At 45.0% G+C, this 23,731-nt stretch carries 21 protein-coding genes; 17 read left to right on the plus strand and 4 right to left on the minus strand.

The features are described from left to right. The first annotated feature begins 13 nt into the window (after positions 1–13). Complete coding sequence (locus NST45_RS03570) at positions 14–466, plus strand: MarR family transcriptional regulator (RefSeq protein WP_036677586.1); 453 nt, start codon at positions 14–16, stop codon at positions 464–466. 167 nt (positions 467–633) lie between these two features. Here NST45_RS03570 and NST45_RS03575 read toward each other — a convergent pair whose 3' ends face one another. Further along, positions 634–1,077: a carboxymuconolactone decarboxylase family protein gene (locus NST45_RS03575; protein ID WP_076141548.1), complete on the minus strand. Its 444-nt coding sequence runs from the start codon at positions 1,075–1,077 to the stop codon at positions 634–636. Positions 1,078–1,366: 289 nt separating this feature from the next. On the opposite strand from NST45_RS03575, the gene NST45_RS03580 reads away from it, so the two are divergent. After that, positions 1,367–1,516, plus strand: coding sequence for a hypothetical protein (locus NST45_RS03580; protein ID WP_155288181.1), 150 nt, complete (start codon positions 1,367–1,369; stop codon positions 1,514–1,516). A gap of 204 nt (positions 1,517–1,720) precedes the next feature. On the opposite strand, the gene NST45_RS03585 is transcribed toward NST45_RS03580, so the two are convergent. After that, complete coding sequence (locus NST45_RS03585) at positions 1,721–2,965, minus strand: sialidase family protein (RefSeq protein WP_051490984.1); 1,245 nt, start codon at positions 2,963–2,965, stop codon at positions 1,721–1,723. 167 nt (positions 2,966–3,132) lie between these two features. Here NST45_RS03585 and NST45_RS03590 point away from each other — a divergent pair, with 167 nt between their 5' ends. The 3 genes from NST45_RS03590 to NST45_RS03600 all read left to right on the plus strand — a co-directional run bounded on the left by NST45_RS03590 (position 3,133) and on the right by NST45_RS03600 (position 5,999). Continuing rightward, the gene (locus tag NST45_RS03590; protein ID WP_036677578.1) at positions 3,133–3,507 is read left to right on the plus strand and encodes a hypothetical protein; all 375 of its coding nucleotides are present in this window, start codon (positions 3,133–3,135) and stop codon (positions 3,505–3,507) included. 159 nt (positions 3,508–3,666) lie between these two features. Beyond that, positions 3,667–4,875: a glycosyltransferase gene (locus NST45_RS03595; protein WP_036677575.1), complete on the plus strand. Its 1,209-nt coding sequence runs from the start codon at positions 3,667–3,669 to the stop codon at positions 4,873–4,875. A gap of 26 nt (positions 4,876–4,901) precedes the next feature. Next, entirely contained in the window at positions 4,902–5,999 is a 1,098-nt protein-coding gene (locus NST45_RS03600; RefSeq protein WP_036677572.1) for a glycosyltransferase family 4 protein, read from the plus strand. 113 nt (positions 6,000–6,112) lie between these two features. Here NST45_RS03600 and NST45_RS03605 read toward each other — a convergent pair whose 3' ends face one another. Beyond that, a complete protein-coding gene (locus tag NST45_RS03605; RefSeq protein WP_036677569.1) occupies positions 6,113–6,781 on the minus strand; it encodes an SOS response-associated peptidase in 669 nt (222 codons plus the stop codon). Positions 6,782–6,937: 156 nt separating this feature from the next. Here NST45_RS03605 and NST45_RS03610 point away from each other — a divergent pair, with 156 nt between their 5' ends. The 6 genes from NST45_RS03610 to leuS all read left to right on the plus strand — a co-directional run bounded on the left by NST45_RS03610 (position 6,938) and on the right by leuS (position 13,725). Continuing rightward, a complete protein-coding gene (locus NST45_RS03610) occupies positions 6,938–7,393 on the plus strand; it encodes a DUF523 domain-containing protein (RefSeq protein ID WP_036677566.1) in 456 nt (151 codons plus the stop codon). A gap of 128 nt (positions 7,394–7,521) precedes the next feature. Beyond that, positions 7,522–8,673 carry a cysteine desulfurase family protein gene (locus tag NST45_RS03615; protein WP_076141549.1) on the plus strand — a complete coding sequence of 384 codons (1,152 nt, stop codon included), beginning with the start codon at positions 7,522–7,524 and terminating at the stop codon, positions 8,671–8,673. A gap of 92 nt (positions 8,674–8,765) precedes the next feature. Further along, positions 8,766–9,287: a PRC-barrel domain-containing protein gene (locus NST45_RS03620; RefSeq protein ID WP_038572961.1), complete on the plus strand. Its 522-nt coding sequence runs from the start codon at positions 8,766–8,768 to the stop codon at positions 9,285–9,287. A 14-nt stretch (positions 9,288–9,301) separates the two neighbouring features. Beyond that, positions 9,302–9,511, plus strand: a complete 210-nt coding sequence (locus NST45_RS03625; protein ID WP_036677557.1) for a hypothetical protein — start codon at positions 9,302–9,304, stop codon at positions 9,509–9,511. A gap of 179 nt (positions 9,512–9,690) precedes the next feature. Then, positions 9,691–10,758, plus strand: a complete 1,068-nt coding sequence (locus NST45_RS03630; RefSeq protein ID WP_036677553.1) for an AI-2E family transporter — start codon at positions 9,691–9,693, stop codon at positions 10,756–10,758. Positions 10,759–11,274: 516 nt separating this feature from the next. Beyond that, positions 11,275–13,725 (plus strand): leucine--tRNA ligase, encoded by a 2,451-nt coding sequence (leuS, locus tag NST45_RS03635; protein WP_076141550.1) that lies wholly within the window; start codon positions 11,275–11,277, stop codon positions 13,723–13,725. 61 nt (positions 13,726–13,786) lie between these two features. Here the strand turns inward: leuS and comER are convergent, their stop codons facing one another. Then, positions 13,787–14,638 carry a late competence protein ComER gene (comER, locus tag NST45_RS03640; RefSeq protein WP_036677548.1) on the minus strand — a complete coding sequence of 284 codons (852 nt, stop codon included), beginning with the start codon at positions 14,636–14,638 and terminating at the stop codon, positions 13,787–13,789. A gap of 187 nt (positions 14,639–14,825) precedes the next feature. Here comER and NST45_RS03645 point away from each other — a divergent pair, with 187 nt between their 5' ends. The 6 genes from NST45_RS03645 to NST45_RS03670 all read left to right on the plus strand — a co-directional run bounded on the left by NST45_RS03645 (position 14,826) and on the right by NST45_RS03670 (position 23,673). Then, the gene (locus NST45_RS03645; RefSeq protein WP_076098998.1) at positions 14,826–15,545 is read left to right on the plus strand and encodes a ComEA family DNA-binding protein; all 720 of its coding nucleotides are present in this window, start codon (positions 14,826–14,828) and stop codon (positions 15,543–15,545) included. Positions 15,546–15,659: 114 nt separating this feature from the next. After that, positions 15,660–16,178 carry a dCMP deaminase family protein gene (locus tag NST45_RS03650; protein WP_036677545.1) on the plus strand — a complete coding sequence of 173 codons (519 nt, stop codon included), beginning with the start codon at positions 15,660–15,662 and terminating at the stop codon, positions 16,176–16,178. A gap of 113 nt (positions 16,179–16,291) precedes the next feature. Then, a complete protein-coding gene (locus NST45_RS03655; protein ID WP_339824939.1) occupies positions 16,292–18,967 on the plus strand; it encodes a ComEC/Rec2 family competence protein in 2,676 nt (891 codons plus the stop codon). Positions 18,968–19,821: 854 nt separating this feature from the next. Continuing rightward, the gene (locus tag NST45_RS03660; RefSeq protein ID WP_339824942.1) at positions 19,822–21,885 is read left to right on the plus strand and encodes a glycosyl hydrolase 115 family protein; all 2,064 of its coding nucleotides are present in this window, start codon (positions 19,822–19,824) and stop codon (positions 21,883–21,885) included. 133 nt (positions 21,886–22,018) lie between these two features. Further along, positions 22,019–22,558, plus strand: coding sequence for an RNA polymerase sigma factor (locus tag NST45_RS03665; RefSeq protein ID WP_052097267.1), 540 nt, complete (start codon positions 22,019–22,021; stop codon positions 22,556–22,558). Continuing rightward, positions 22,555–23,673, plus strand: coding sequence for a hypothetical protein (locus tag NST45_RS03670; protein WP_036677542.1), 1,119 nt, complete (start codon positions 22,555–22,557; stop codon positions 23,671–23,673). The genes NST45_RS03665 and NST45_RS03670 overlap by 4 nt, the downstream gene beginning before the upstream one ends. Positions 23,674–23,731 lie beyond the last annotated feature (58 nt).

The raw sequence follows: 23,731 nt of genomic DNA on the forward strand, positions 1-23,731 counted from the left end.
GGTAGGTGATTGAATGAAGGAGATACTTCGTGAAGTTGGAATGATAGCGAGGGCATTAGATTCCATAAGTAATATAGAGTTCAAGGAATTAGAGCTTACAAAGGGGCAGTATTTATATCTGGTCCGGATATATGAGAATCCAGGTATTATTCAAGAAAAGCTGTCGGAAATGATAAAGGTGGACCGAACAACAGCAGCGCGTGCGATTCAGAAACTTGAAATCCAAGGTTTTATTGAAAAGAAAGACGATGAAACGAACAAAAAAATAAAAAGGTTATTCACAACTGAAAAAGGTAAACAAGCCTATTCTTTTCTGAAGAGAGAAGGGGAACATACCGATTTGGTTGCGTTAGCAGGATTATCTGAAAAAGAAACGGAAGTATTGTTTCAACTCTTGCAAAGGGTTAGGAAAAATGTTGAGGTTGAGTGGGAATACGTAAAGAAGGGAAATAAAAGAGAGTACTAAAATCAGCAATTGTTATTGAACTAACCCAACGCGATCGCATGAAAAAATGCCTTGCTAGTGATAATACTGGCAGGGCATGTTAATGTGATGATCTATATATCAACGGAGCCGTGGAACGTGCGGAGCGGAGAATAAAAAAAACACCCTAAGGTGTTCTTTGAGGGTAATTATTGTTCTGCGGGTGTATTTCCCATTGCAATAGAAATTCTGTTCCAACTGTTGATTTGATTAATGACCAGTACAAGATCAATATATTGTTTCTCATCGTATTGTTCACGTACTCGTTTATATAGCTCATCAGGAACTCTTTTGGAAGGGATTAGCGTAATATGCTCAGATAGTTCGAGAGCAACCTTCTCTTCAGGTGTATAAAAAGTACATTCCTCCCAAACATTTAAACAATAAATTCGTTGTTCGATTTCACCCATTTTACGAGCTTCGGATGTATGCATATCTATGCAGAAAGCACATCCGTTAATTTGAGAAACTCTGATTTTGATAAGTTCTCTTGTAGTCCGATTAATCGTAGATTTTTTGGTGTACATCTCCATATCCATCATGATTTTCATACCCTCAGGTGCAACTTCATTGTAGGCAACTCTTTGACTCATTTGGCAAGACTCCTTAGGCTTTAGTTTAGGAATAGTATAACTTTATTTTAACACTATTATTCTTTATATGCGAACATTTGTGCTTATTTACTTATGAGAAGGCAGAAATCACCCGATGACCTCTGCATTGGTATACATAATGTTCCAAATCTAGTATTCTAGTAAGAAGATTTTATACGGATGATGTGAAATACATAGGAGCCCGTAATGAGACGTAGTTAACATAATAATACTCAAAATGAGGTGTTTTAAAATGGGCAAGAATTATCGTTGGAGGCACGAGAAAGGAATGGGAGTATTTCGAATGTTTGGTGTGATATTTATTTTTACTCTAATGCTTAAGGGCGTCACGTTATTAGTTCAGGGAATGGAGAGTCTGGTAAGAAATACATATGAATTTGGTTATGCTTTTGGATCTTTATTAGAGAAGGTTTTTTAACTGAAAAATCGAACATATGTAATATCAAAGCCCAGTATGCTATGGATCTTGCCAGAGTGGGAATCGGCGATGATGCGGATGCGAAAGCTCAGCGTAACAGCGTTCAAGTTCATGAAAATATTTTCTTTTTCATTACCTGCACTAAAAAGCCTATCGCCTAATCCCCGGCAATAGACTTTTTATGATGTGGGCAGCCAGCCCCAATCAAGTAATAACTACATCGGAATATCCCGCAAAAATAGTCTGTGTTCCCGGACTAGTATCTGTCCATACGCCGATATATCCTCCAGGCGGAACGGAAGTGATATCAATATAATCCCCTATTAAGGTTACAGGTCCTGTACCTCCAGCATTCGGATCGAAGGAAACGTTAGTTATTCTAGTGTTGGTAAATGTCTGTCCACCGTTAATGGATCGCGCAACATATACATCTAGCAAAAATCCGTTAACCTGATTGCTGTAATAGATCACATTTACTACGCCCGTCAAAGGGTCGACATCGATCGCAGGAAAAAAGTTCTGAGATCCCGCGGGTGCACCGGTAATACTAACGGGAGTGCTCCAAGTCATGCCCCTGTCGTTTGAAATGGACATGAATACATCAGAGTACCCTTGGCGGAAATCCTGCCAGATGGTATACACACGGTTGGTAAAGGGTCCGACTGATCGATCGGTTGAAATATTCGCAAATGTTAAGACCCGAAAAGCATAGCCGGGAACGGGCAGGACTATGGGCACAGGTACGATCGTGGACACAAGAACAGGGGCGCCAAACGTTGTTCCACCATCCAAAGAAGTTCTGATCACAAATCGGAATTCCGGATTTGTCGTAATCCATGCTCCATACACGCTGCCTATCAAATCCACAGCCACATCGGGACGTTCTACCTGATTAGCTTCACTGGAAAGCAGGATGGGAGTGTCCCATGTGGCTCCATTATCACGAGATCGACTAAGAAAAGCTGTCGAGTTACCTCCGTTAGCTACATTGAACTGATGATTGTAAGAAACATAGATATTTCCTAAATATGGGCTAGATTGTCCTACATCGATTGTGATATTTGTTTCGTCATTATTAATGTAGGTTCCATACCCGCTACTTACAATTACAGGGCTGCTGAAATTAGTACCATTGTTGGTGGAAATATAGAATATAGTTGTTCCGTCTGAAGCGCCTGGAAAAGCATGTGCAGAAATGGCAAATGTATTCGGAAAGGAGTACGCAACAGCAGGTGCTTCGGCCCCTGTAAATCCTGGAGGCAGAGGCAGTAAAGCTTGTGACCAGTTGGCACCGCCATCTAACGAGCGATACATCCCTATTAATGGAACTCCGGTTGTAGTGTCTACAGCTACAGCAATCATGATCCCGGGAATAAGCAGATTCACAGCAACATAGGGTTCAAACTTTGGTGGCAAACCTGTAGTGACCTGAAAATTGAAATTGGTCATTGTCACCTCTCCTTTTTCATCTTTAATCTATGTTATGAAAAAAGCGGGAAAGGAACTGTATACCTGTCTATTTGGCTATTATTCCACGTGTTAACCCCTCCTCTTGCCTCACAACTATAAGCTAGCTGTTGAATAAGTTGATAGAAACCAAGAGGAGGAGTGAGAAAATGCCTTATACAACAGGTCTTATTACGAATACGAGAGCAACTGGTACTGCAGCGAGTAATGTAGTGGTCAGTGTTCGTAACACAAGTAATGCGAGTGCAATGATGATTGTCGAAGTCTTCGGTGTTCCATATTCCTTGCCAGCTCTTACCCCGCTTTATGTCACAGGTTATTTCGTTCCTGCAAAGAGTTCTGATATTAGAGAGTTTTTCATTGGGGGGAATCTGGCTTACGAGGTGCAAATTAGTAGTCCTTATCCTTTGGCAGAAGTAGTCACCTCTGTTTATGGGCTGGATGAGTTCGGAAATCTAGTTACCGATCAGCGGGTGCTTCAATCTGAAATGACGGAGATTACCGCTCTTTCTATACCTGTATAATAGTAATATTTAGACCATTAAGCAGCAGTCGCTGAAAGAAATAGGGCGATTGCTGCTTTTTTAGGCGTAATAAAGTATTTTAAGGGCATTCACACAGTCAGATGGGAGGAATCAAAATATACTGATTTTATACTCCAATGTAGAGAGAGGTAAAAAATCATGGCGGATGTAGGAGTAGTTATGCCTGTGTATACCCAAAAGCCGGAGTTCTTACGGCAAGCTCTGCAGTCTGTTCTACACCAATCTTTTACCAATTTTCGGCTGGTTGTTGTGATCGATGGTGCACCTGAAATGGAACCGCTCGTGAGATCCATTATTGTCGAAGATCCAAGGGTAACGGTTATCTCTTACGTACAGAACAGGGGTATAGCACATGCACTGAATACCGGCTTTGATCTTTTGTATAGTGAGCCTAGTATTCAATATCTAAGTTGGGTTTCCAGCGACAATGTTTATGAACCCCGTTTCCTCGAAATCCTTCGGGGGGCGCTAGTTAGAGGTCCACAGGAGTTAGGCATCGTGTACAGTTCTTTTCAAAGCATCGATAACGAGGGAAGGTTTCTTCATAACGAACATCAATTAGCTACTCAGCGTAATTATCAGTCACAGCCTAAAGAGAGATTGCTGGATTACTCGCTTATTGGCGTTTCTTTTATGTACAAAGCACAGATTGCGAAGCTTGTTGGAGCTTATGGAATGGAACCGGTGGAGGATTATGATTACTGGCTGAGACTGGCTGAACATTGTGAAATTCGCTTTATACCGGTGGAACTGGTGAATTATCGTGTGGATTCTACCTTTAGTGTATCTGCCCAATTACATTCGGTTGAAAATCATCGTAGATGGAGATATGCCTATCATTTGACCCGCCATCAGGCACGGTTTCGCAGAGGAATTCCGGCGATGATTACCGTTCTATATCCTGTAGTGAATGCTTGTGCGGATGAAATAACGCGGATAGAGAATCTGTACGAACAAACGTATAGCAATTATGAATGCCGGGTGTTGGATTTATCAACTACGCGTCAGCCATCGGCTCTATTGGAAACCATACCTCATCCTGCGACAGCGTTCGCCTGGCTGCCTGGAGCTGTGGAGTCACACGCGATTTGCAGTGCTATAGAACAACTATCCACTCCATTCACGATAGTTTTAGGTCCAAAAGTTTTTATAGGAGCGCTCGATATTGAGTACATGCTGGAAGCTTTGGTAACTACGGGCGGGGATACGACTTCCAATTACTATACGGATGATCATAGCCTGATTGGATTTCGACACAGACATGTCCCATCGACCAAAGGCCACTATTATAATGAGCTGTTTCGCAGCGCAGATCTGTATGATTTGTTGAAGACCTCTTTTACCTAAAAATAATTTGCGAATGAGTGATCATAATGAAGATTTTGTTCACTTTTTATAACCCGAGTGGAGGTATGCAAACCCTGAACCGAGTTCGCTGCCAAGCGTTACATGCTCGCGGTGTAGAGTGCCATTTACTGTATACACACCATGGAAAAGGACAGCAGAATATCCGTAACATTCAAACGCATATTACCAATAGCGATGACGAGATCAGGGCAATGCTTGCTCGTGAAGCTTTTGACTTAATTGTAGTGTGTACGGATATTAACTTAGCAGAGCGGATTCGAGGGTTCGGGTATAAAGGGCCGCTTGTTTTTGAAGTGCAGGGTTTAGGCACCTTAGATGAAGCTGAGCAGGTCGTTAATAATTTTACAGAGCGCATTTACAGGCTCACCGATGCACTGCTGTATCCAGAAACAACCCATTTGCAGGCGCTTTTCAAAGGCGGATTTCCAACCATTCCACAATATTGTTTTGATGATCCGATCGATTGCGATCAGTTTGGATATACCAATTATCCCGCGAAAAGTTTCCCTATCCTCGGCTGGGTAGGACGCATTCAAACGAATAAGAATTGGCGGGAATTTCTGCAAATCGGGCAAAGGCTGCTGGCGATCCATCCCGAACTTTATTTATGGATTTTTCAGGATGATACTTTGTTTGATCCAGAGCAAAAAGAAAGCTTTGATCAATTTGTAGCTGAGACGGGGATTTCTTCACGGTTGATTTCGTATTCCAATATTCCTCATGAGCAAATGGCAGATTATATGAGTATTATTGGTGATTCGGGAGGTTTGCTCCTTTCTACCTCTATTTTGGAAGGGTTTGGATACGCGGTTGCTGAGGCGATGTTGTGCCGTTGTCCTGTACTTACTACAGATTCAGACGGCGTTCGTAGACTCGTCATTAACAATCACACTGGAAAAATATACACTAGAGGGCAGCTGGATGAAGCTGTGGTTGCTGCTCTATCCTTAATGAATGATCCAGAACTACGGGCCAGAATCAGGATGAATGGAGAATGGCATATCCGGACTAACCTATCCTCTGAGCTGTATGCAGACAGATTTCTACAGATGTATCATCAATTGATGGGACGCAGAATTCATATTGAGCGGCGCTGGTCTTAACTCTGCGGTTAATCCGCAGGGTTAAAATGTTTTTTCATGGATAAACAACGAGGTCAGAATTAGTGTCAATAAAAGGGTGATAATCATTCCTACCATTTGAATAATATTGTTTTCTATATCTCATTGATTAATTCCTTCGTATTATTCCGAACATTTCCCACTGCAGTAGAAACCGGGTAGGCTCTCATTTGATGCTGATCATAGGGTTTAAGAAGCTTTATTAACGAAGTTGCGTCCTGATTGTCCCGGCTCAGCCATTCTGGCTCATCCTCAGGCTTCAAAATAACTGGCATACGGTTATGGATTTCAGCCATAAGTTCATTTGGGGTAGTCGTTATAATCGTGCAGGTACTTAATTTATTACCTTCAGGGTCCATCCAAATATCATACAATCCGGCCATTGAAAAAATACCCCCATCGCGCATCACGATTCGCATGGGTTGTTTGCTATTGCCCTGAACCTTCCATTCATAGAAGCCATCAGATGGAATGATGCAGCGGCGGGAGCTTACTAATCGCTTGAAAGAAGGCTTCTCAAGGAGTGACTCTGCCCGGGCATTGATCATTTTACTGCCGATTTTGTCATCTTTGGCCCATGAAGGAACCAGACCCCAGCGCAGTTCCCCAAGTTTATTGCTGGATCCTGTGTTAATGACTGCCGGAATTTGCTGCATGGGTGCTGCGTTATATGTTGGAGCATAGTGGATAATGGTTGAATCATTCGCAAAATATCTGACCATCAGCTCTTCCATGGTGACGGTTATCGTATATCGTCCGCACATTTTATACACTTCCCATTCGGTCGTTTTTGAGGCTGGATTTGTTTACAGCTTGTAATCAGCATGTTATGCTCGAAATATTTCTTAGCTTGAACGGCTGTTAAGGGTTGTATCTTATTATAAACGAAGCATAATGAATGAAGAAAGCGGTGCATATAGGTGATTTTGGTAAGCTCTTGTTTAGCTGGTATGAAGGTAAGATATAATGGCACGGATTGTTTGGATGAGAAAATTCAGAAGCTTTTGAATGAGAATCAAGCTATTGCTGTGTGTCCGGAATTATTAGGGGGATTCTCTACGCCTAGAGAGCCAGCTGAAATTGTCGGCGGGGATGGTGAGGCTGTGCTTGCAGGAACGGCTAAAGTAGTGGACCGATCGGGCATAGATGTAACAGAACTATATTTAAAAGGGGCTTATATTACGCTTGAGAAAGCTCAAGAAGTTTCAGCTACGATGGTAGTCCTCAAGGAAAACAGTCCTTCTTGCGGCAGCACCATGATTTATAACGGAGAGTTCAAAGGGAAGAAGATCGCTGGGAACGGCGTGACTGCAGCTTTACTTAGAAAAAACGGCATAGAAGTTACCTCTGAAGAGAATTGGCTGTCATTACCTTAGCCTGTGCAGGGAATTGATTACAATATTGTGTTCTTTAGTTTGTGGAAAACTAACTTCTCGCGCGGTATAATTTAATAGTTCTTAAAAACGAACTGTTTTCCTATACCCTAGAAGTGGAGAAATGAATGATGAAAACCATCTATTTGGACCACGCCGCATCAACCCCGGTTCATCCGGAGGTGGCCAAGGTCATGCTGAATATAATGACAGAACAATATGGAAATGCGTCCAGTGTACATCAGTTCGGACGTTCAGCCAAGAAAATATTAAATGGGGCGCGCGATACTATCGCCGCCTTTTTAGGCTGCTCGCCGGAAGAGTGGGTGTTCACTGGCGGCGGAACCGAAAGTGACAATCTAGCACTCTATGGAGCTGTCGCTGCTGTTGCCCAGAAAGGCAATCATATTATCACCTCTGCGATAGAGCATCATGCAGTGCTACATACCTGCGAAGAGCTGGAGAAGGAAGGCTTTAAGATTACTTATCTTCCTGTGGATTCTACAGGCCGAGTATCCGTTGCAGATGTAGAAGCAGCGGTGCAGGAAGACACAGTGCTAATCAGTGTAATGTATGCCAACAATGAGGTAGGAACCGTTCAGCCGATTCAGGAAATTGGCCAATTTGCCAGAGAGCGGGGTATTCTGTTCCATGTTGATGCTGTACAAGCTCTTGGTGCCTTACCGATCACACTGCGGGAGCTTCCGGTAGATTACATGAGCTTTACAGCTCACAAAATCAATGGACCTGGGGGGATCGGTGGCCTTTATGTGCGGAGTGGAGCACCGCTGCATCCAAGACTCCACGGTGGCCTTCAGGAGCGCGGCAGACGAGCCGGAACAGAAAATTTAGCAGGTACTGCTGGATTTGCCAAGGCTGTTGAAATAGCAGTTACAGGTCTATCAGAACGTCGACAAAAAGTGCAGCTCCTGCGCAATAGACTACTTGAAGAGCTGGATGCGCTGATTGGACGGGAAAGTTATTCAATTAACGGCAATACCGAGCATTTTTTGCCTAGTATACTGAATTTGAGCTTCCCGGGAGCTAGAACAGATGTTATGCTGATGAACCTGGATATGGACGGGATTGCGGCAGCAAGCGGTTCAGCCTGCACGTCAGGATCACTGGAAATATCCCATGTTCTGAGAGCAATGGAGCTTCCAGAAAATATTTTAGGGTCAGCGATTCGATTTAGCATGGGTTTGGGTAATACTACTGAAGAAATTGAGTACGTTGCTCGAAAAGTTGAAACCATTCTGAATCGGCTTCGTATCAGAGACTAGTTACTTCTAGGCTATGGTAGGTATCCTGATCATTCGGGCTTTCACTTTTTGAGAACTCGTAATTACACTCAAAGTGAGGAGACCGAGCAGCCATGAAACTTCAAGATCTGATCGGCTTGGCTGTATATGAAGTTGAAGAGGGTAACGCAATCGGCAAAATTGTCGATATTTTGCTCGATTCAAACTGGAATATTACGGGTATTGAACTGGAAAGCAAATCTTTTTTTGGTGGCCATGTGAAATTTGTGGCATGGGAAGATATTGTGGCCTACGGCGAGGATGCTGTCATGATTCGTAATAAAGAGTCGATTGATAAGATAGATGCCGATCATATACCTTGTACTTTTCTACTTGGAAAGAACAAACTTAAGGATTTGAAAGTGCTAACTACAACTGGAACTATACTCGGACGAATATCTGATGTTTATTTTGACCAAAAGTTGGGAAACACAATAGGAGCGCTGGAAATTAGTGACGGGCTTGTCACTGATTTGATCGAAGGCCGCAAATGGCTGCCTTGTTCTGACGAGATGTCCATTGGTGAGAATGCATTAATGGTTCCTGCGATGAGCGAAGAACGGCTACAAAAAGCCATTAATATTGTTAACGGATAGGTGGAATGTATTATATGAAGTGTCCAAACTGCAACTCCAAAGATATCGGAAAGATCGGTTCCCACCAGTTTTATTGCTGGGGCTGTTTCATCGAATTGACGGTAAATGGCGAAAAAATGTCGGTTTATCAAGTTGAAGAAGACGGCACACTAAGCTCGCTGGACGACCTGTTCTCCGGGGATGATATGACTCAGGATTTCCCGCAAATTCATGCGTCGTCTTAACTATGAATCTTGCTTTGTAAGCAAGACTGCTCTATGTACTTAAGCGTCAATTTCCTTTCAGCTGAAATCAGTTGCAAGGTTATTGACGCTTTTTTGTGTGTTTGATGGTTATTTTGCTGCGGCCATACATATACTTATTTACGAAGCTAGTCCAGGCTCTACCGCAGGAGGGTACTCTCATGGAACAATGGTCCCAAAGTAAATGGTTCCGCTGGATGATCGGAGTGCTGCTATCCCTGATCATTTTGTATTTTGTTTGGTTGCTTCGTCCGATGCTGCAGGGGATTTTTGTATTTTTAAAGGCAATCCTCGCTCCATTTCTGGCAGCTATGATTATTTCCTATGTGCTGAATCCCGTGGTTAGTATGCTGGCCGGACGGAAGATGCCGCGTAGCGTAGCTGTTCTACTTATATATGCAGTGTTTCTAACGGCGATTACCGTGATCGCCATCAACCTTATCCCGATGTTTATTGAGCAGCTTGAAGAATTAAATGAACATCTGCCTGAGATCACACTGCAAGCCCAGGGGCTGATGAGCCATATGAATACAAGGCTAATACCGCCTGGGGTTGAAATGGGGATGAACAACTGGTTTTTTCAACTGGAGAATCGTCTGGCCGAAGGGATTTCGCATTTTCTCGATAATATAGGGACAACGATTAACTTGCTGTTCAATGCTTTTATCGTGCCGTTTCTGGTGTTCTATATTTTGAAGGATTTTGACGTATTTGAACGGACGGTGGTCTCTTGTCTGCCCCGCGCACGCCGCAAGTCTATTGTTACTTTGTTAAAAGATATCGATGCTGCGCTCGGCAATTACATTCGCGGACAATTTCTGGTCTGCATCATTATAGGTGTGCTTGCCTATATCGGCTATGCCATCGTCGGAATGCCTTATGCCTTACTGTTCGCCAGTGTGGTGGCAGTATTTAATATTGTTCCGTATATGGGTCCTTTTCTAGGGGCTGCACCTGCCATTGTGATGGCTTCGACCGTCTCTTTTCGATTAGTTCTACTGGTTGCTGTGGTAAACACTTTATGCCAAATTGTGGAGAGCAATATTATTTCTCCACAGGTCGTAGGCAGGACGCTACATTTGCATCCGCTGCTTATTATCTTCGCATTGCTGGTAGGTGGTGAACTGGCAGGGATGATTGGACTTATCCTTGCTGTACCGTTCTTTGCAGCTGCAAAAGTCGTAATTCAACACTTTATGGCGTTTTTAATCAAACGAAAGCCCGTATAAAGGGATAATCATTGACTATTGATAACAGTTTTGTATATAATGTTGGGGAATATTACTGATGACTCAGTATATAGTTGTTCGATGATGAGGAGTATTAATTCTATACCGTTATTGCAGAGAGCCGACACTAAGGTGCGAGTCGGTTAACGGAACAGAGTGAACTCACCTCGGAGTAACGGTGCAAGTTTACAGGATATCCATAAGAGATAATGGATGTCATGAATGAACCGCCGTCGCCTCACCCCCGCTAAAGGGTGCAAAGTGAGTGGCAGAATAAAGTATATTCGCCGCTAACTAGGGTGGTACCACGGGAATTATAACCTCTCGTCCCTAGCGATAATACGCTAGGGATGGGAGGTTTTTTTGTAAATATAAGAGAGTATACGTTTCACGCAATACTTCATGTCTTATATTTCCCGCATAAACGCTTACCGTCCTTATAAGGACACCGAAGGTGTATATGCTTGGTTAAGAAATAAGAAATCTAAGAAGTAACACTCCAAGGAGGAGCAGACAATGAGCGACAATCAAACAAATAGCACACCCGCTGGTGGTTACCGGGCGCAGACTATTGAGCCGAAATGGCAAAAGTTCTGGGATGAGAACAAAAGCTTTAAGACAGGAGAAGATCCTGAAAAACCCAATTTTTATGCACTGGATATGTTTCCGTATCCTTCAGGTGCAGGACTGCACGTAGGTCATCCAGAGGGTTACACAGCAACGGATATCGTTTCTCGCTACAAGCGGATGCGCGGTTTCAATGTATTGCATCCGATGGGCTGGGATGCTTTTGGACTTCCGGCAGAGCAGTATGCGATGGATACCGGCCAGCATCCACGTGATTTTACCGATAAGAACATTGATAATTTCCGCCGTCAGATCAAATCGCTGGGTTTCTCCTACGATTGGGACCGCGAGATCAGCACGACAGATCCGGATTATTATAAATGGACACAATGGATTTTTATCCAGTTGTATAACAAAGGCCTGGCTTATGTAGCAGAAGTACCTGTTAACTGGTGTGAGGCACTGGGTACGGTACTTGCCAACGAAGAGGTTATCGATGGTAAAAGTGAGCGCGGCGGTCACCCGGTCGTGCGCAAACCGATGCGTCAATGGATTCTGAGAATTACAGAGTACGCTGAGCGTTTGCTGGAGGATCTGGAAGAACTGGATTGGTCCGAAAGCATCAAGGATATGCAGCGCAACTGGATCGGGAAATCAACAGGTGCAGAAGTGAACTTTAACATTGAAGGTCACAAGGCTAACCTGACCGTGTTTACTACACGTCCAGATACACTGTTCGGAGCAAGTTACTGCGTACTGGCACCAGAGCATGAGCTTGTTGATGTAATTACCACTGAAGCTCAGCGTGCTGCTGTGGCAGAATATCGTGAAAAAGCTTCTCGTAAAAGCGATCTGGAGCGTACGGATTTGGCAAAAGAGAAGAGCGGTGTCTTCACAGGCGCATATGCAATTAATCCTGTGAATGGTGCGAAGGCGCCAATCTGGATTGCAGATTATGTGCTTGCTGGTTACGGAACGGGAGCAATCATGGCAGTTCCGGGTCACGATACACGCGACTGGGAATTTGCTAAACAATTCGGCCTGAATATCGTGGAAGTCGTTCAAGGCGGCAACGTTGAAGAAGAGGCTTATTCCGGAGATGGTCCGCATGTCAATTCTGATTTCCTGAATGGACTCAAGAATGAAGAAGCGATTGCGAAGATGATTGCTTGGTTGGAAGAAAAGGGCGTAGGTAAAGGCAAAGTAACCTATCGTCTGCGTGACTGGCTGTTTAGCCGCCAACGCTACTGGGGAGAGCCCATTCCAATTCTGCATTTGGAAGACGGCACAATGAAGACTGTTCCGGTTGATCAGCTGCCGCTGGTACTGCCGGATGTAGATGCGATCAAACCTTCGGGTACAGGGGAATCTCCACTTGCGAATGTAACAGAGTGGGTGGAAACTATTGATCCTGAGACTGGCATGAAGGCTCGCCGCGAGACGAACACCATGCCGCAATGGGCGGGCAGCTGCTGGTATTACCTGCGTTATATTGATCCGAAAAACGATCAAGAGCTGTGCTCCCCTGAGAAGCAAAAAGCATGGCTTCCAGTAGATCTGTATATTGGTGGAGCGGAGCATGCCGTGCTTCACTTGCTCTATGCACGTTTTTGGCACAAGGTGCTTTATGATCTCGGCGTTGTTGAAACAAAAGAACCTTTCCATAAGCTGGTTAACCAAGGTATGATTCTTGGAAATAATAATGAAAAAATGAGTAAATCACGCGGAAATGTCATCAACCCGGATGAGATTGTGGAAGCTTTTGGTGCAGATACACTACGTGTGTATGAAATGTTTATGGGCCCTCTGGAAGCAACCAAACCTTGGAATGAAAAGGGTGTAGAAGGAGTTCACCGTTTCTTGTCCCGTGTATGGCGCCTGTTCGTGAGTGAAGATGGTAAGCTGAGCACCAAAATCACAGCAGACGGTGGCACTGACGAGTTCAAACGCACTTGGCACAAGACCATTAAGAAGGTCACTGATGATTTCGAGCATCTGCGTTTCAATACCTCAATTAGCCAGTTGATGATTTTTATTAACGATGCTTATAAGCAAGAAACTTTGTCCCAAGAAGCTGCTGAACACTTCGTACAAATGTTGTCACCACTGGCGCCTCACATCGCTGAAGAGCTGTGGCAGCTGCTCGGTCACGAAGGAAGTATCAGCTACGTGGCTTGGCCAACGTATGATGAAGCATGGACGGTGGATGCTGAGGTTGAAATCGTTATTCAGGTAAATGGTAAAATCGTACAACGCGCGTTGATCCCGCAGGATATGGGTCAAGAAGAGATGCAAGCTCATGCGTTGTCACTCCCGAATGTGAGTGCAGCAGTAGAAGGTAAAACCGTACGCAAGATCATTGCGGTTCCTGGCAAGCTTGTAAATATCGTAGTGGGTTAAGCGAAGAACGCAATAATGCCCGCAGCAACGGAGAACTCCGTGCTGCGGGTTTTATTGTTTTCTAACGGTCTACAGGACTTTGAATAATACCGTCATGCCCAAATAGCGCATCCAGCTTGGTGACATCCTCATCGTATTTATCATGCGTAGTCATGATGAGACGTTCGAATACGCCCTCAAGGCTAATGCGAAGATGGTTCAGTGCCTCTGCGGTAATCCCGCCACGGACAGCTACACGTTCTTGGAGCTCTTGCGGGGTGAATTCTCCTTCTGTTAGCAGCTTGCCTGTTCCAAGCAGCATTTCACCTGCAAGCCGGCTGATTAACGTCTCTTCAATCCCGGTAACTTCCACCGCAGCTTCAATCCAGCGTTCAATGAAATAGCTCAAGAACGCAGGTCCGCAGCTGGAGAAATCAGAAGCGATTCGGGTATGGGCCTCTTGAATTTCCAAAGGAACACCTATGAAAGACAACAGCTGCAGCAGCACAAGCCTGTCTTCTTTATTAAGCCTGCTGCCAAATATGCACAGTGATGTCCCACTTTTGACACAGTGTGTAATGCTGGGGATGATCTTGGCTATTTTGGACGGCAAAGCGGATTCCAGATGTTGCAATTGAACGGGACTTGTAATGGATACGACGATTTGATCGCTGCGGAGATAAGGGCCAATCTCATCTGTTAAGGTTTTGAATTCCAGCGGTTTTACACATAAAAAAACAATGTCACTTCCAGTCGCTGTTTCACTATTGCTTCCGCATAAGTTTATGCCGGGATGACGATCTTCTAGCTCCAGCAGTTTATTCAGACTGCGGTTGCTGGCGAGTACATCGCACGGATTCAGGGCTCCGGAAGAAAGAAAGGCGTCAATCAGCAGGCTGCCCATGCTGCCTGTTCCGATAAATCCTACTTTCACCTGTGGTTCCTCCTTTCTAGCGTTGCTTTTTTACTAACTGACATGAATGCTCTTCGTTATATGTATGCAGGATAGACTTGGACAGATGACAGGTTTTGTATGAATTATTAAAGGAGTTTCCAGCCGCAGGAATGTATGAAGATTCACAAAAAGGCATAAGAAGAATTTTTGTGAGGAGGAAAGTGATATGAATAAAGGGAGTATCGTGCTCGGAGTGGCTGCTGCTGTAATAGGAAGTGGGCTATTCTGGGCGGCGGGAAGCAAGGGCGATTCCGGGATTGCCGGGTGGGAGACTTTGAATGTTGGTATGGAGCAAGCTGTTGGAATCGCTGAGTCTGGTGACGCTCCAGCTGCTGGGGGCAGTGAGGGAGGTCATCAGACGAAAGGAAATAAGCAACATTTAGAGAAAGATGCAGGGCAGGCTGAAGCTGCTGGGAATGTTGAAGACGGTGAGAAGGTTAAGGAGGCTGCGCAAGCAGAAGAAGCTGAACAAGCAGAACAAGCTGTCCAAACTTCGGCAGATGAAAAAGCTACGGCAGCCGCTGCGGGGGAGCGAGCAAAAGGAGCGGGCCAAACACCAACGGCAGAAGGTCAAACACCAACAGGGGCAGAAGTTCAAACGCCAAACATTGCAGGAAAGCAAACGTCGGCAGGGGATAAAGCTGTTGCGGCTAAGGAGGCGACTGAGCTTTCCGCATCAGCAGCTTCACAGGAAGGTAAAGTAAATGTGAATACTGCGGGTGTTAAGGAGCTGATGGATCTTCCGGGCATCGGAGAAAAGAAGGCTCAGGCAATTATGGATTACCGCAACCTTGTAGGGACCTTTCGCAGCCTATCTGATCTGGGGAAGGTGAAGGGGATAGGACCCAAAATACTGGAGAAGTTAAAAGCATTAGTAATATTTTGAAGATAAATAGGAACTGAAGCCTCGCTGGATGTGCTACAACCGTTGTCCTAGTGAAAACTTGCGGGGATGTGCTACAATAGTTAACAACTATTTAGAAGGATATGGAGATTGATTATGACTACTGCCTATCGTAAAGACTGGGATACTTATTTCATGGACATTGCCTGTATGGTCTCAACTCGTTCACGCTGCTCACGACGACATGTAGGTGCTGTGCTGGTGCAAGGCAAAAAGCTGCTAGGTACCGCGTACAACGGGGCGCCAATGGGCGTACCTGATTGCTCAGAGGCAGGTTGTATGCTCTCGGAGCAATATGAGATGGAGATCGTGGATGGCGTAGAGACTATGGTGAAGAAACAGCGCTGCATTCGCACGATTCATGCGGAACAGAATCTTTTGCTATTCACAGACCGGATTGACCGGGAAGGCAGCACCGTCTATGTGACGGATGAGCCTTGCTGGACCTGTGCAAATATGCTGGCTAATAGCGGTATTGTGGAGATTGTGTATTATCGTCCTTACCGTAAGGATATGGAAAAGGTAGAGGCAATGATGGCTGCCAAAGGCATCGTATTTCGCCAATTGGAAAATTATGAGCCGCCAAGTGAAACGATGATTAAAGTAGCGGATTAGCTGTATTGTACAACCCTAATTGAATAAGATGACTTGAGGAAGAACCTCTCGTACGCTTTTATGGCGTATGCAGAGGTTCTTTTTTTATCTTGCGAAAGGAGGAGAATGGAGGCGTGAAGGAGAGACCCTTATTAAGTTTTACAGTGTGTTGGGTGACTGGAAGTGCAGCAGCGTGTTTATACTCAGGGATTAGCTTGTGGTTGGCGGGGGCTGGATTACTATTGTTACTGGTTAGTATGAGAGTTTGGGTGAACATGAGCTGGAAACAGCTGGCGGTATTTTGTTTGGCGATTATTATATCCGCTGGATATTGGGAATGGAATGAAGGCCGCAATGTAAGTCACCTGCCTGAAGTGCTGGGGAAATTATTTTCGGAGTTGAATGAGACTGCCGTGGAGGCTAAGGGGACGATTATTTCCGTTGTGGAACGGGACGGGGACCGGGTTGATTTTACGATGAAGCTCTCAGAGTTATCGTTGATTACTGAGGAAGAGGCCGCTTCGCCTGATCCGCGGGACGAACAAGATAAAAGGGGGCATGGGGAGTTAATTATGGTGCAGATCAAACTTCTTGCCGAGCAAGAAATCGCTATTGCCGCGGAGTGGCGCAGAGGGGATCAGGTGTCGCTAAACGGTGTACTTGAAGAGCCAGCGACAGCGCGGAATTACGGAGGGTTTGATTATCGAGCCTATTTACATACGCAGAAGATCCACTGGCTTCTAAAGGGTCAGGGGGCAGAGAACGTGCAAGCAACGGCTCCAGATTCATGGCGTCCGTTAATGATCTTACGCTGGAATGATAAAGCGCGGGCAGTTCTTGGAGCAGAGACGGATCGGCTGTTTCAAGAGCGCCACTCTGGATATATGAAGGGTTTGGTGATTGGGATGCAGGATGATCTCGATCCGGATACCTTTAAGCAGTTCTCACAACTTGGGTTGACACATATCCTCGCCATTTCAGGCATGCATGTTGCAGTGTATGTTGGTGTTCTTTTATTTATATTCAGGCGCTTACGGATGACAAAAGAGACCACGCTAACAGTCACCTTAGTGCTCGTTCCCATATACGTCCTTTTGACAGGTGCGGGTCCGTCTATCGTACGTGCGGGATTAATGAGTATGATTGCATTGCTCGCTGCACGAGTTGGCATGCTGAAGGATGGACTGAATATTTTGGCTGCAGCGGCACTGGTTATGCTGATTTGGAATCCTTACATGCTGCTCAGTGTCAGTTTCCAGTTGTCATTTCTGGTGACCTTAGGATTAATGGTCTACGTTCCGCTTATGGACCCTCTGCTGAGGGCACTGCCACGCTGGCTTAAAAGCGCCGTCTCTGTGACTCTAGTTGCCCAGTTGGTCTCATTTCCATTGACGATCTATTATTTTAATCAATTTTCGCTGCTGTCTTTAGTGGCTAATCTGGTTTTTGTGCCCTTTATTACTTTTATTGTATTGCCTTTAGGAACGCTGGCGCTACTGCTTGGACGATTGTGGGGAGATGCTGCAATTTTTTTGGCACATATTACGGAGCTGCTGAATAACGTTACTTTTTATGCGGTTGAATGGATCAATGGTTTTGCTGGTGGAGTTTTGATTTGGCGCTCGCCTTCACTGCTGTGGATCGGAGTGTATTATGTCTTGTTGTACGGGCTGTTGTATGCTGCCAAGCTAAGAATGGAAGCCCGCGCAACACCGCAGTATATGGAGGATGAGACGAAGCCGTTAGCTGAGATTGGTTTACCTGTGAACAAGCACGGCGGGTTTGGGGGAGCGGGGAGCGCACAGTATTTTTTGGATGCGCCTATGTTTGTACGTTGGAGCGGAGCGATTGTTCTACTATCTGCGGTTGGACTGGGCCTAATGCTGTACAAGGGTTATCAGTCAGAAAGAATGGAAGGTAAAGGGACGATTAGTTATCTGGATATCGGGCAAGGCGACAGTATCCTCATCACTACACCAAAAGGAGCTCATATTCTTGTAGATGGTGGAGGAACGTTAAATTTTGGGCAAAAAGAAGAATGGCGCATTCGCCGCAGCCCGTTCGAGGTAGGGGCTAAAGTGTTGGTGCCTTTGCTTAAAAAACGTGGGATCCACCGTCTGGACGCGATTATTTTGACCCATGGGGATCAGGATCATGCCGGGGGACTCCAAGCCGTTATGGAGGCGATTCCGGTCTCGGCACTGCTATTTAATGGCACACTCGCTGATCGTGAATCTTATATGGAGATGATGCGGACTGCGCTGGAGAACAATGTTCAGCTGTATGCCGTGCATCAGGGAATGAGGCTTTCCCCGGATGATAAGACAAAGCTGTCCTTTTTATGGCCGGAGGAACAAGATAGAGAGGGAGCAGCGTCAGGTTCTTCTATGCTGAATGGTATCCCAATGCTAGAGGATCAGAACCACGATTCTGTAGTTTTTCGTTTAGAGATGAACGGAAGAAATTTTCTATTTACCGGAGATATGGATCTGGAAGCCGAGGAGGAGATTGTGCAGCAAGCACTGCAAAAGGGTATTAACGCAGGACCTGCCATTGACGTTTTAAAAGTAGCTCACCATGGGAGCAAAACTTCAACAGGCGAGTCTTGGCTGCAGTTCTGGCATCCATCGGCTGCGGTGATTTCTGCGGGAGTAAATAATCTATATGGTCATCCGAAAGCTGAGGTATTGGAACGTTTGGAAGCTAATCATGCTGCTATTTTTAGAACGGATCAGCAGGGGGAGATTCAGATGCGTGTGCGGGCCGACGGGATTATGGTGCGTCATAAGTTGGCGGAGGGAGCGGATTAAGGAAGGTAGTAGAGTAATGTGATTGAGTGCTGGGGTATGAAAGAGGGATTTGTGAGTGCACACGGACTTCTACTGTTGCGGTTTGTGTAAGCGGGCAAAGTTGCTCCTATCCGAATTAATTTAGGTAGTAGACAGCTCAAGTAGCTCCTTCTGTCGCGTAGTGCAGAGTAGGTCATCATGTATCAATATCGCAGAATCTATGTAGCTCCTTCCGTTGTATTCTTCCCCATAGACACCATAGAACCTAAAAACTCGTTTAGTTGCACTTTGTGCAATAGATCGCACCTTAAAGTAGCTGGATCTTCATTTAGTTGCACTTTGTACACTTGGAATCTGGAAAAATGCCTATTTCTCTAATTTTGAGCAGAAATAGTTGCATGAAGTGCAACTAAATCACTTTATGAGCTGGAAAGATCTTTTTTAGTTGCACAAAGTGTAATAGAACGCTCCATATGAACATACCAAAGCGCTTCTGTTACATATTATCGTTGTAACGATGTTAACTTCCACCCAAATTCCGATTACTTGCTGATGATCCAGTCCATTTGTTCTAGCACCAGCTGCTCTAATGCAGTAACTGTAGTCCCTGTCTAGCACCAGCTGCTCTATTGCAGTAACTGTTGTAACTGTTGTCCTGTCTAGCACCAACTGCTCTAATACAGTAGCTCCAGCTCCAGTAACCGCCGTCCTCCTCCAGTAATTATTACGCGTGCATGCACAATCTATGTAAACGCTTTATAATAGAGATAGAAGATTCTGGTAAACTCTATGCCTATTTAAACTATGTTTCAAAGCCCGGTGGTGAGAAGCTTATGTCCTCCGTGTTTTGTAGCGAATTAGGAGATGAAGCGATAGTGAATACATATGCAGAATTTAGAGTCACAGCGGAAAGTGTATATGATGTTCAAGTGGAATGTAGTAATCCAATTGGACATGCTTGGCGAATGATCGCCAGAGATCATGAGCAGGTGTTCGGAAAAGCTCCGTTACAAGGAGCAGCAGCTACTGTAATTATTCGTTATGCAACACAGGATGATGGCTGCCCGGAATGGGCAGAGGGTTTTTGTTTGCATTTTGCAGGTAGTGAAGAGGATCGGGTCCTGCATATTATCGGCCGTGATGAATTGGGCATTATTTATGGGATGCTTCATTACAGCCGCCACGTGCTTGGTGTCGATCCCTTCTGGTTCTGGGCGGAGCTTCCTCCTGCTAAGAAAGATGCGATCAATCTGCCTGTTTCTGACTACAACAGCATTCAGCCAAAGGTACGTTACCGAGGTTGGTTCGTGAATGATGAAGTGTGTCTTATCGGCTGGAAGGAGGATTATCCTCCGACGGCGGAGGTATGGGAGCCTGTTTTTGAAGCGCTGCTGCGCTGTGGTGGAAATATGGTAATCCCGGGGACGGATTTGCCGAGAGACGGAGTTCATCATCAGCTTGCGGTAAATATGGGACTGTGGATCACACATCATCATGCGGAGCCGCTTGGCGCGCAAATGTTCCTGCGTGCTTTTCCGGGCAAGCAGGTTAGCTATAAAGAATATCCAGAATTGTTTGAACAGCTGTGGAGAGAAGCCATCGAGCGGCAAAAAGATGAAAAAACACTCTGGGTGCTCTCCTTCCGCGGACAGGGCGATAAACCTTTTTGGGAGAATGACCCCTCTTTTGATACTCCGGAGAAACGGGGCGATTTGATCTCATTTGTGGTTCGCAAGCAATACGATATGATCTGTGAATATGTGGACCAGCCTGTGTGCTGTATGGCGATGTACGGAGAAATTGCGGAGCTGTATAAACAGGGGAAGATCGAAGTTCCAGAAGGTGTTATTAAAATATGGGCGGATAACGGATACGGCAAAATGGTGTCGCGACGACATGGCCATCTGAATCTGCGCGTGCCTGCTCTACCCGAGGCAGGTGATCAAGGCAAAAACGGGGTATATTACCACGTCACCTTCCACGATTTGCAGGCCTCCAATCATCTAACACAATTCCCTACGGATCCGTCCTTTATAGTGGAGGAATTACAGGGTGCATTTGCGGCAGGGGCTAGTGAATATCTGCTGGTGAATTCAGGGAATATTTTGCCTCATCTCTATACATTAGATCTGACAGCAAAGTTGTGGATGGATGGAACAGCAGATGCTGATGAACAGCTTCAGACCTTCGTTAACCGTTTCTACACAGCGCAGCAGGGGCGAATTGCCCAATTGTACAAAAGCTACTTCAAAAACACCATAGTATATGGTCCTAATGCTGACGACCGCGCAGGCGATGAATTCTATCATCATCCGGCAAGGCAGATTATAGGGCATTGGCTGCAAAATAAGACGGAGAGCGATGAACGTCTGTGCTGGGCCGCAGGGGATGTTCCTTTTGTAGAGCAGGTTCGATGGTTCAGGGATCGAGCTGAGCGAGTTGTACTAGTCTGGTATCTGCTGCGAAAGCAGTGCCTAGAGGTGATGGAACTTTTACCCGAAAAAGAGCGAAACAGGCTGCATGTTCAACTGCTAGTTCAAATTGAGCTGCATTGGAGCGGGTGCAGAGGGTTATCCTCTCTTTGCCAGGCGTATATGTGTTACCAAGAAGAGCGATTTCCAGAGGCGTTTATCGAAGCTTCACATGCGGTTTGGGATTATAAGGAGGGCCAGCAGGCTCTTTTACGGGTAGAGATCGGTCAGTGGAAGCATTTTTATCGGGCTGATTGGTTGACCAATATTGCCAACACTATAGATCATGTAGAAACAGCCCGCAAATTTTTGCGGATTCAGGGGGATAGTCCGGATATGTTTTTATGGTATAAGGAATATTTGATGCCCGAGACTGAAAAGCATATCTATCTGGAAAATACGCATCGTAATCCGTTACCGGACGATGAGCTTGCACGGCGGCTGGAGGAGAAATTCAGCTCTCTTTAAAATATCCGCACACCACTAGTGAACGCTTAAAACGTTCATCGGTGGTGTTTTTTAATGAATGACCTATTTTTTTATTTTAGAGGGAACTTTTTCAAGTTTGGAAAGTCTTATTAGGCAAGGGGTGAGGCGAAACATGCTAAGCGAAGATATACCATATACAGCAGCGTACGCGCCCGCAATGAGTTTGCGGGAAATGATGGAGGCGCATGGCTCGGATGTGTGGAATTATGCTTTTTTCTTAACTAGAAGTCGAGAGCAGGCAAATGATATCAGCCAAGAAGTATTTTTGAAGGCGTATAAGAATGTTGGGAAATACCGGGGTCAATCTTCGATGAAAACCTGGCTGCTTACAATTACCAGAAATACGGCCTTCAGTTGGAGCAAAAATAGCTTTTGGCGCAGATTCATAGCTTTGGGCGATCAACCTACTACTGTTAATGCTCCTTCTGCGGAAAAAGAAGCTCTCGGCAATCAGTATGCGAACCGTATCTGGGAAATTATTATGACCCTTCCAGAGAAGAACAGAGAGGTGCTTGTGCTAGATATTCAACATGGATTATCCATTGCCGAAATGTCAGATTTGCTGAATGTAGCACAAGGAACCGTGAAATCTCGGCTCGCGCGGGCGAGAGAGAAGGTTAAAGAGGCTATCCAGAAGGAGGAGAGGGAATGAAACGCAACGCGGATGATAGTAATCCAGTGATGATCGGGCAGACGGATTGGTATGCGGAAGCAGGCAAAAGACCTTTCATTGAAGATGGTTTCACGCCTGAGTTAATGATGCGGATCGAACAGGCTGCTGTGAATAAAAATTCAGGTTACAAACGTTATTGGATGAATAAAAATGTGCTTCTAACCAGTCTGGCTACGGTTTTGTTGATAGGTGCGCTTACCTTGCCTATGGGTGTATGGAAAAACACAGGGCCAATCCATTCGCCATCCGTTCAGTCACAAGGCGCAGGCATACTGCCTTCTTCTAGTTCTGCAACTAATGATAAAGCGTTAGAGCCTCCGACAAGTCCAGTAGAATTTGAGATTAGCGGTAAGAAATACTACATGCCTTTGCCAATGAACAGAGATAAGAGCAAAGCGTATGCCGTTGAGACAACAGCGGGAATTCTTTGGTCGCCGCCACCCCCGATGGTTGACTACAAGAAGCCAAAGTACACACATCCTACAGAACCGTTCACTCTTTACCTGAGCTCTAAGGACCAGACGGAGCTATCGGCTTCTTCGGCTACTAGGATTTATACTTTTCCTCTTTATGGGGGAGGGGCAAGTACGTATCAATATTTGAGTGGATTTTTTGGAGCAGGCGATTACGTCCTGTTAATTTCCTTCAAAATGACTCTTGGTGTAGGAATGTATGAGGATGTTAAATTTTCAATGCTTAATGTTAAAAAAGCAGCGGCGGGAGAATCTGTAGTTCCAATAGCGCTTGCATCCTTCGATAATACACTTTTAGAATACAAGTCATTAATCGCTGTTGATAAGGAGCATGGACAACTCGTACTTAGTTACTTAGAATATGCAGGGGATAAAAAGTACAAAGAGAAAACCGTACTTTATGATATGGAGACCATGAGCATTCCAACACCTGCTACAGCAATTGGTTTTAAAGAGATTAAGGGAGAAACATTAATTATGGATTATAAAGTGGGTGGGGAACAACGTAAAGCGGATATTCTTACGAAAGCTGGATTGGGGTGGCTGGATGAGAATTGGGCTTTTTTATCCGAAGAGCAGCAAAATAAGCTTTATATGGATTATATGAACAATACTCCCTAGTAGATAAATCACTAAATAAAAGCTATACTTTTTGATAAAGTATTTTCTTTTGAGAAGA

Source organism: Paenibacillus sp. FSL R7-0163 (assembly GCF_037969975.1).
Taxonomy (GTDB): Bacteria; Bacillota; Bacilli; order Paenibacillales; family Paenibacillaceae; genus Paenibacillus_AQ; species Paenibacillus_AQ odorifer.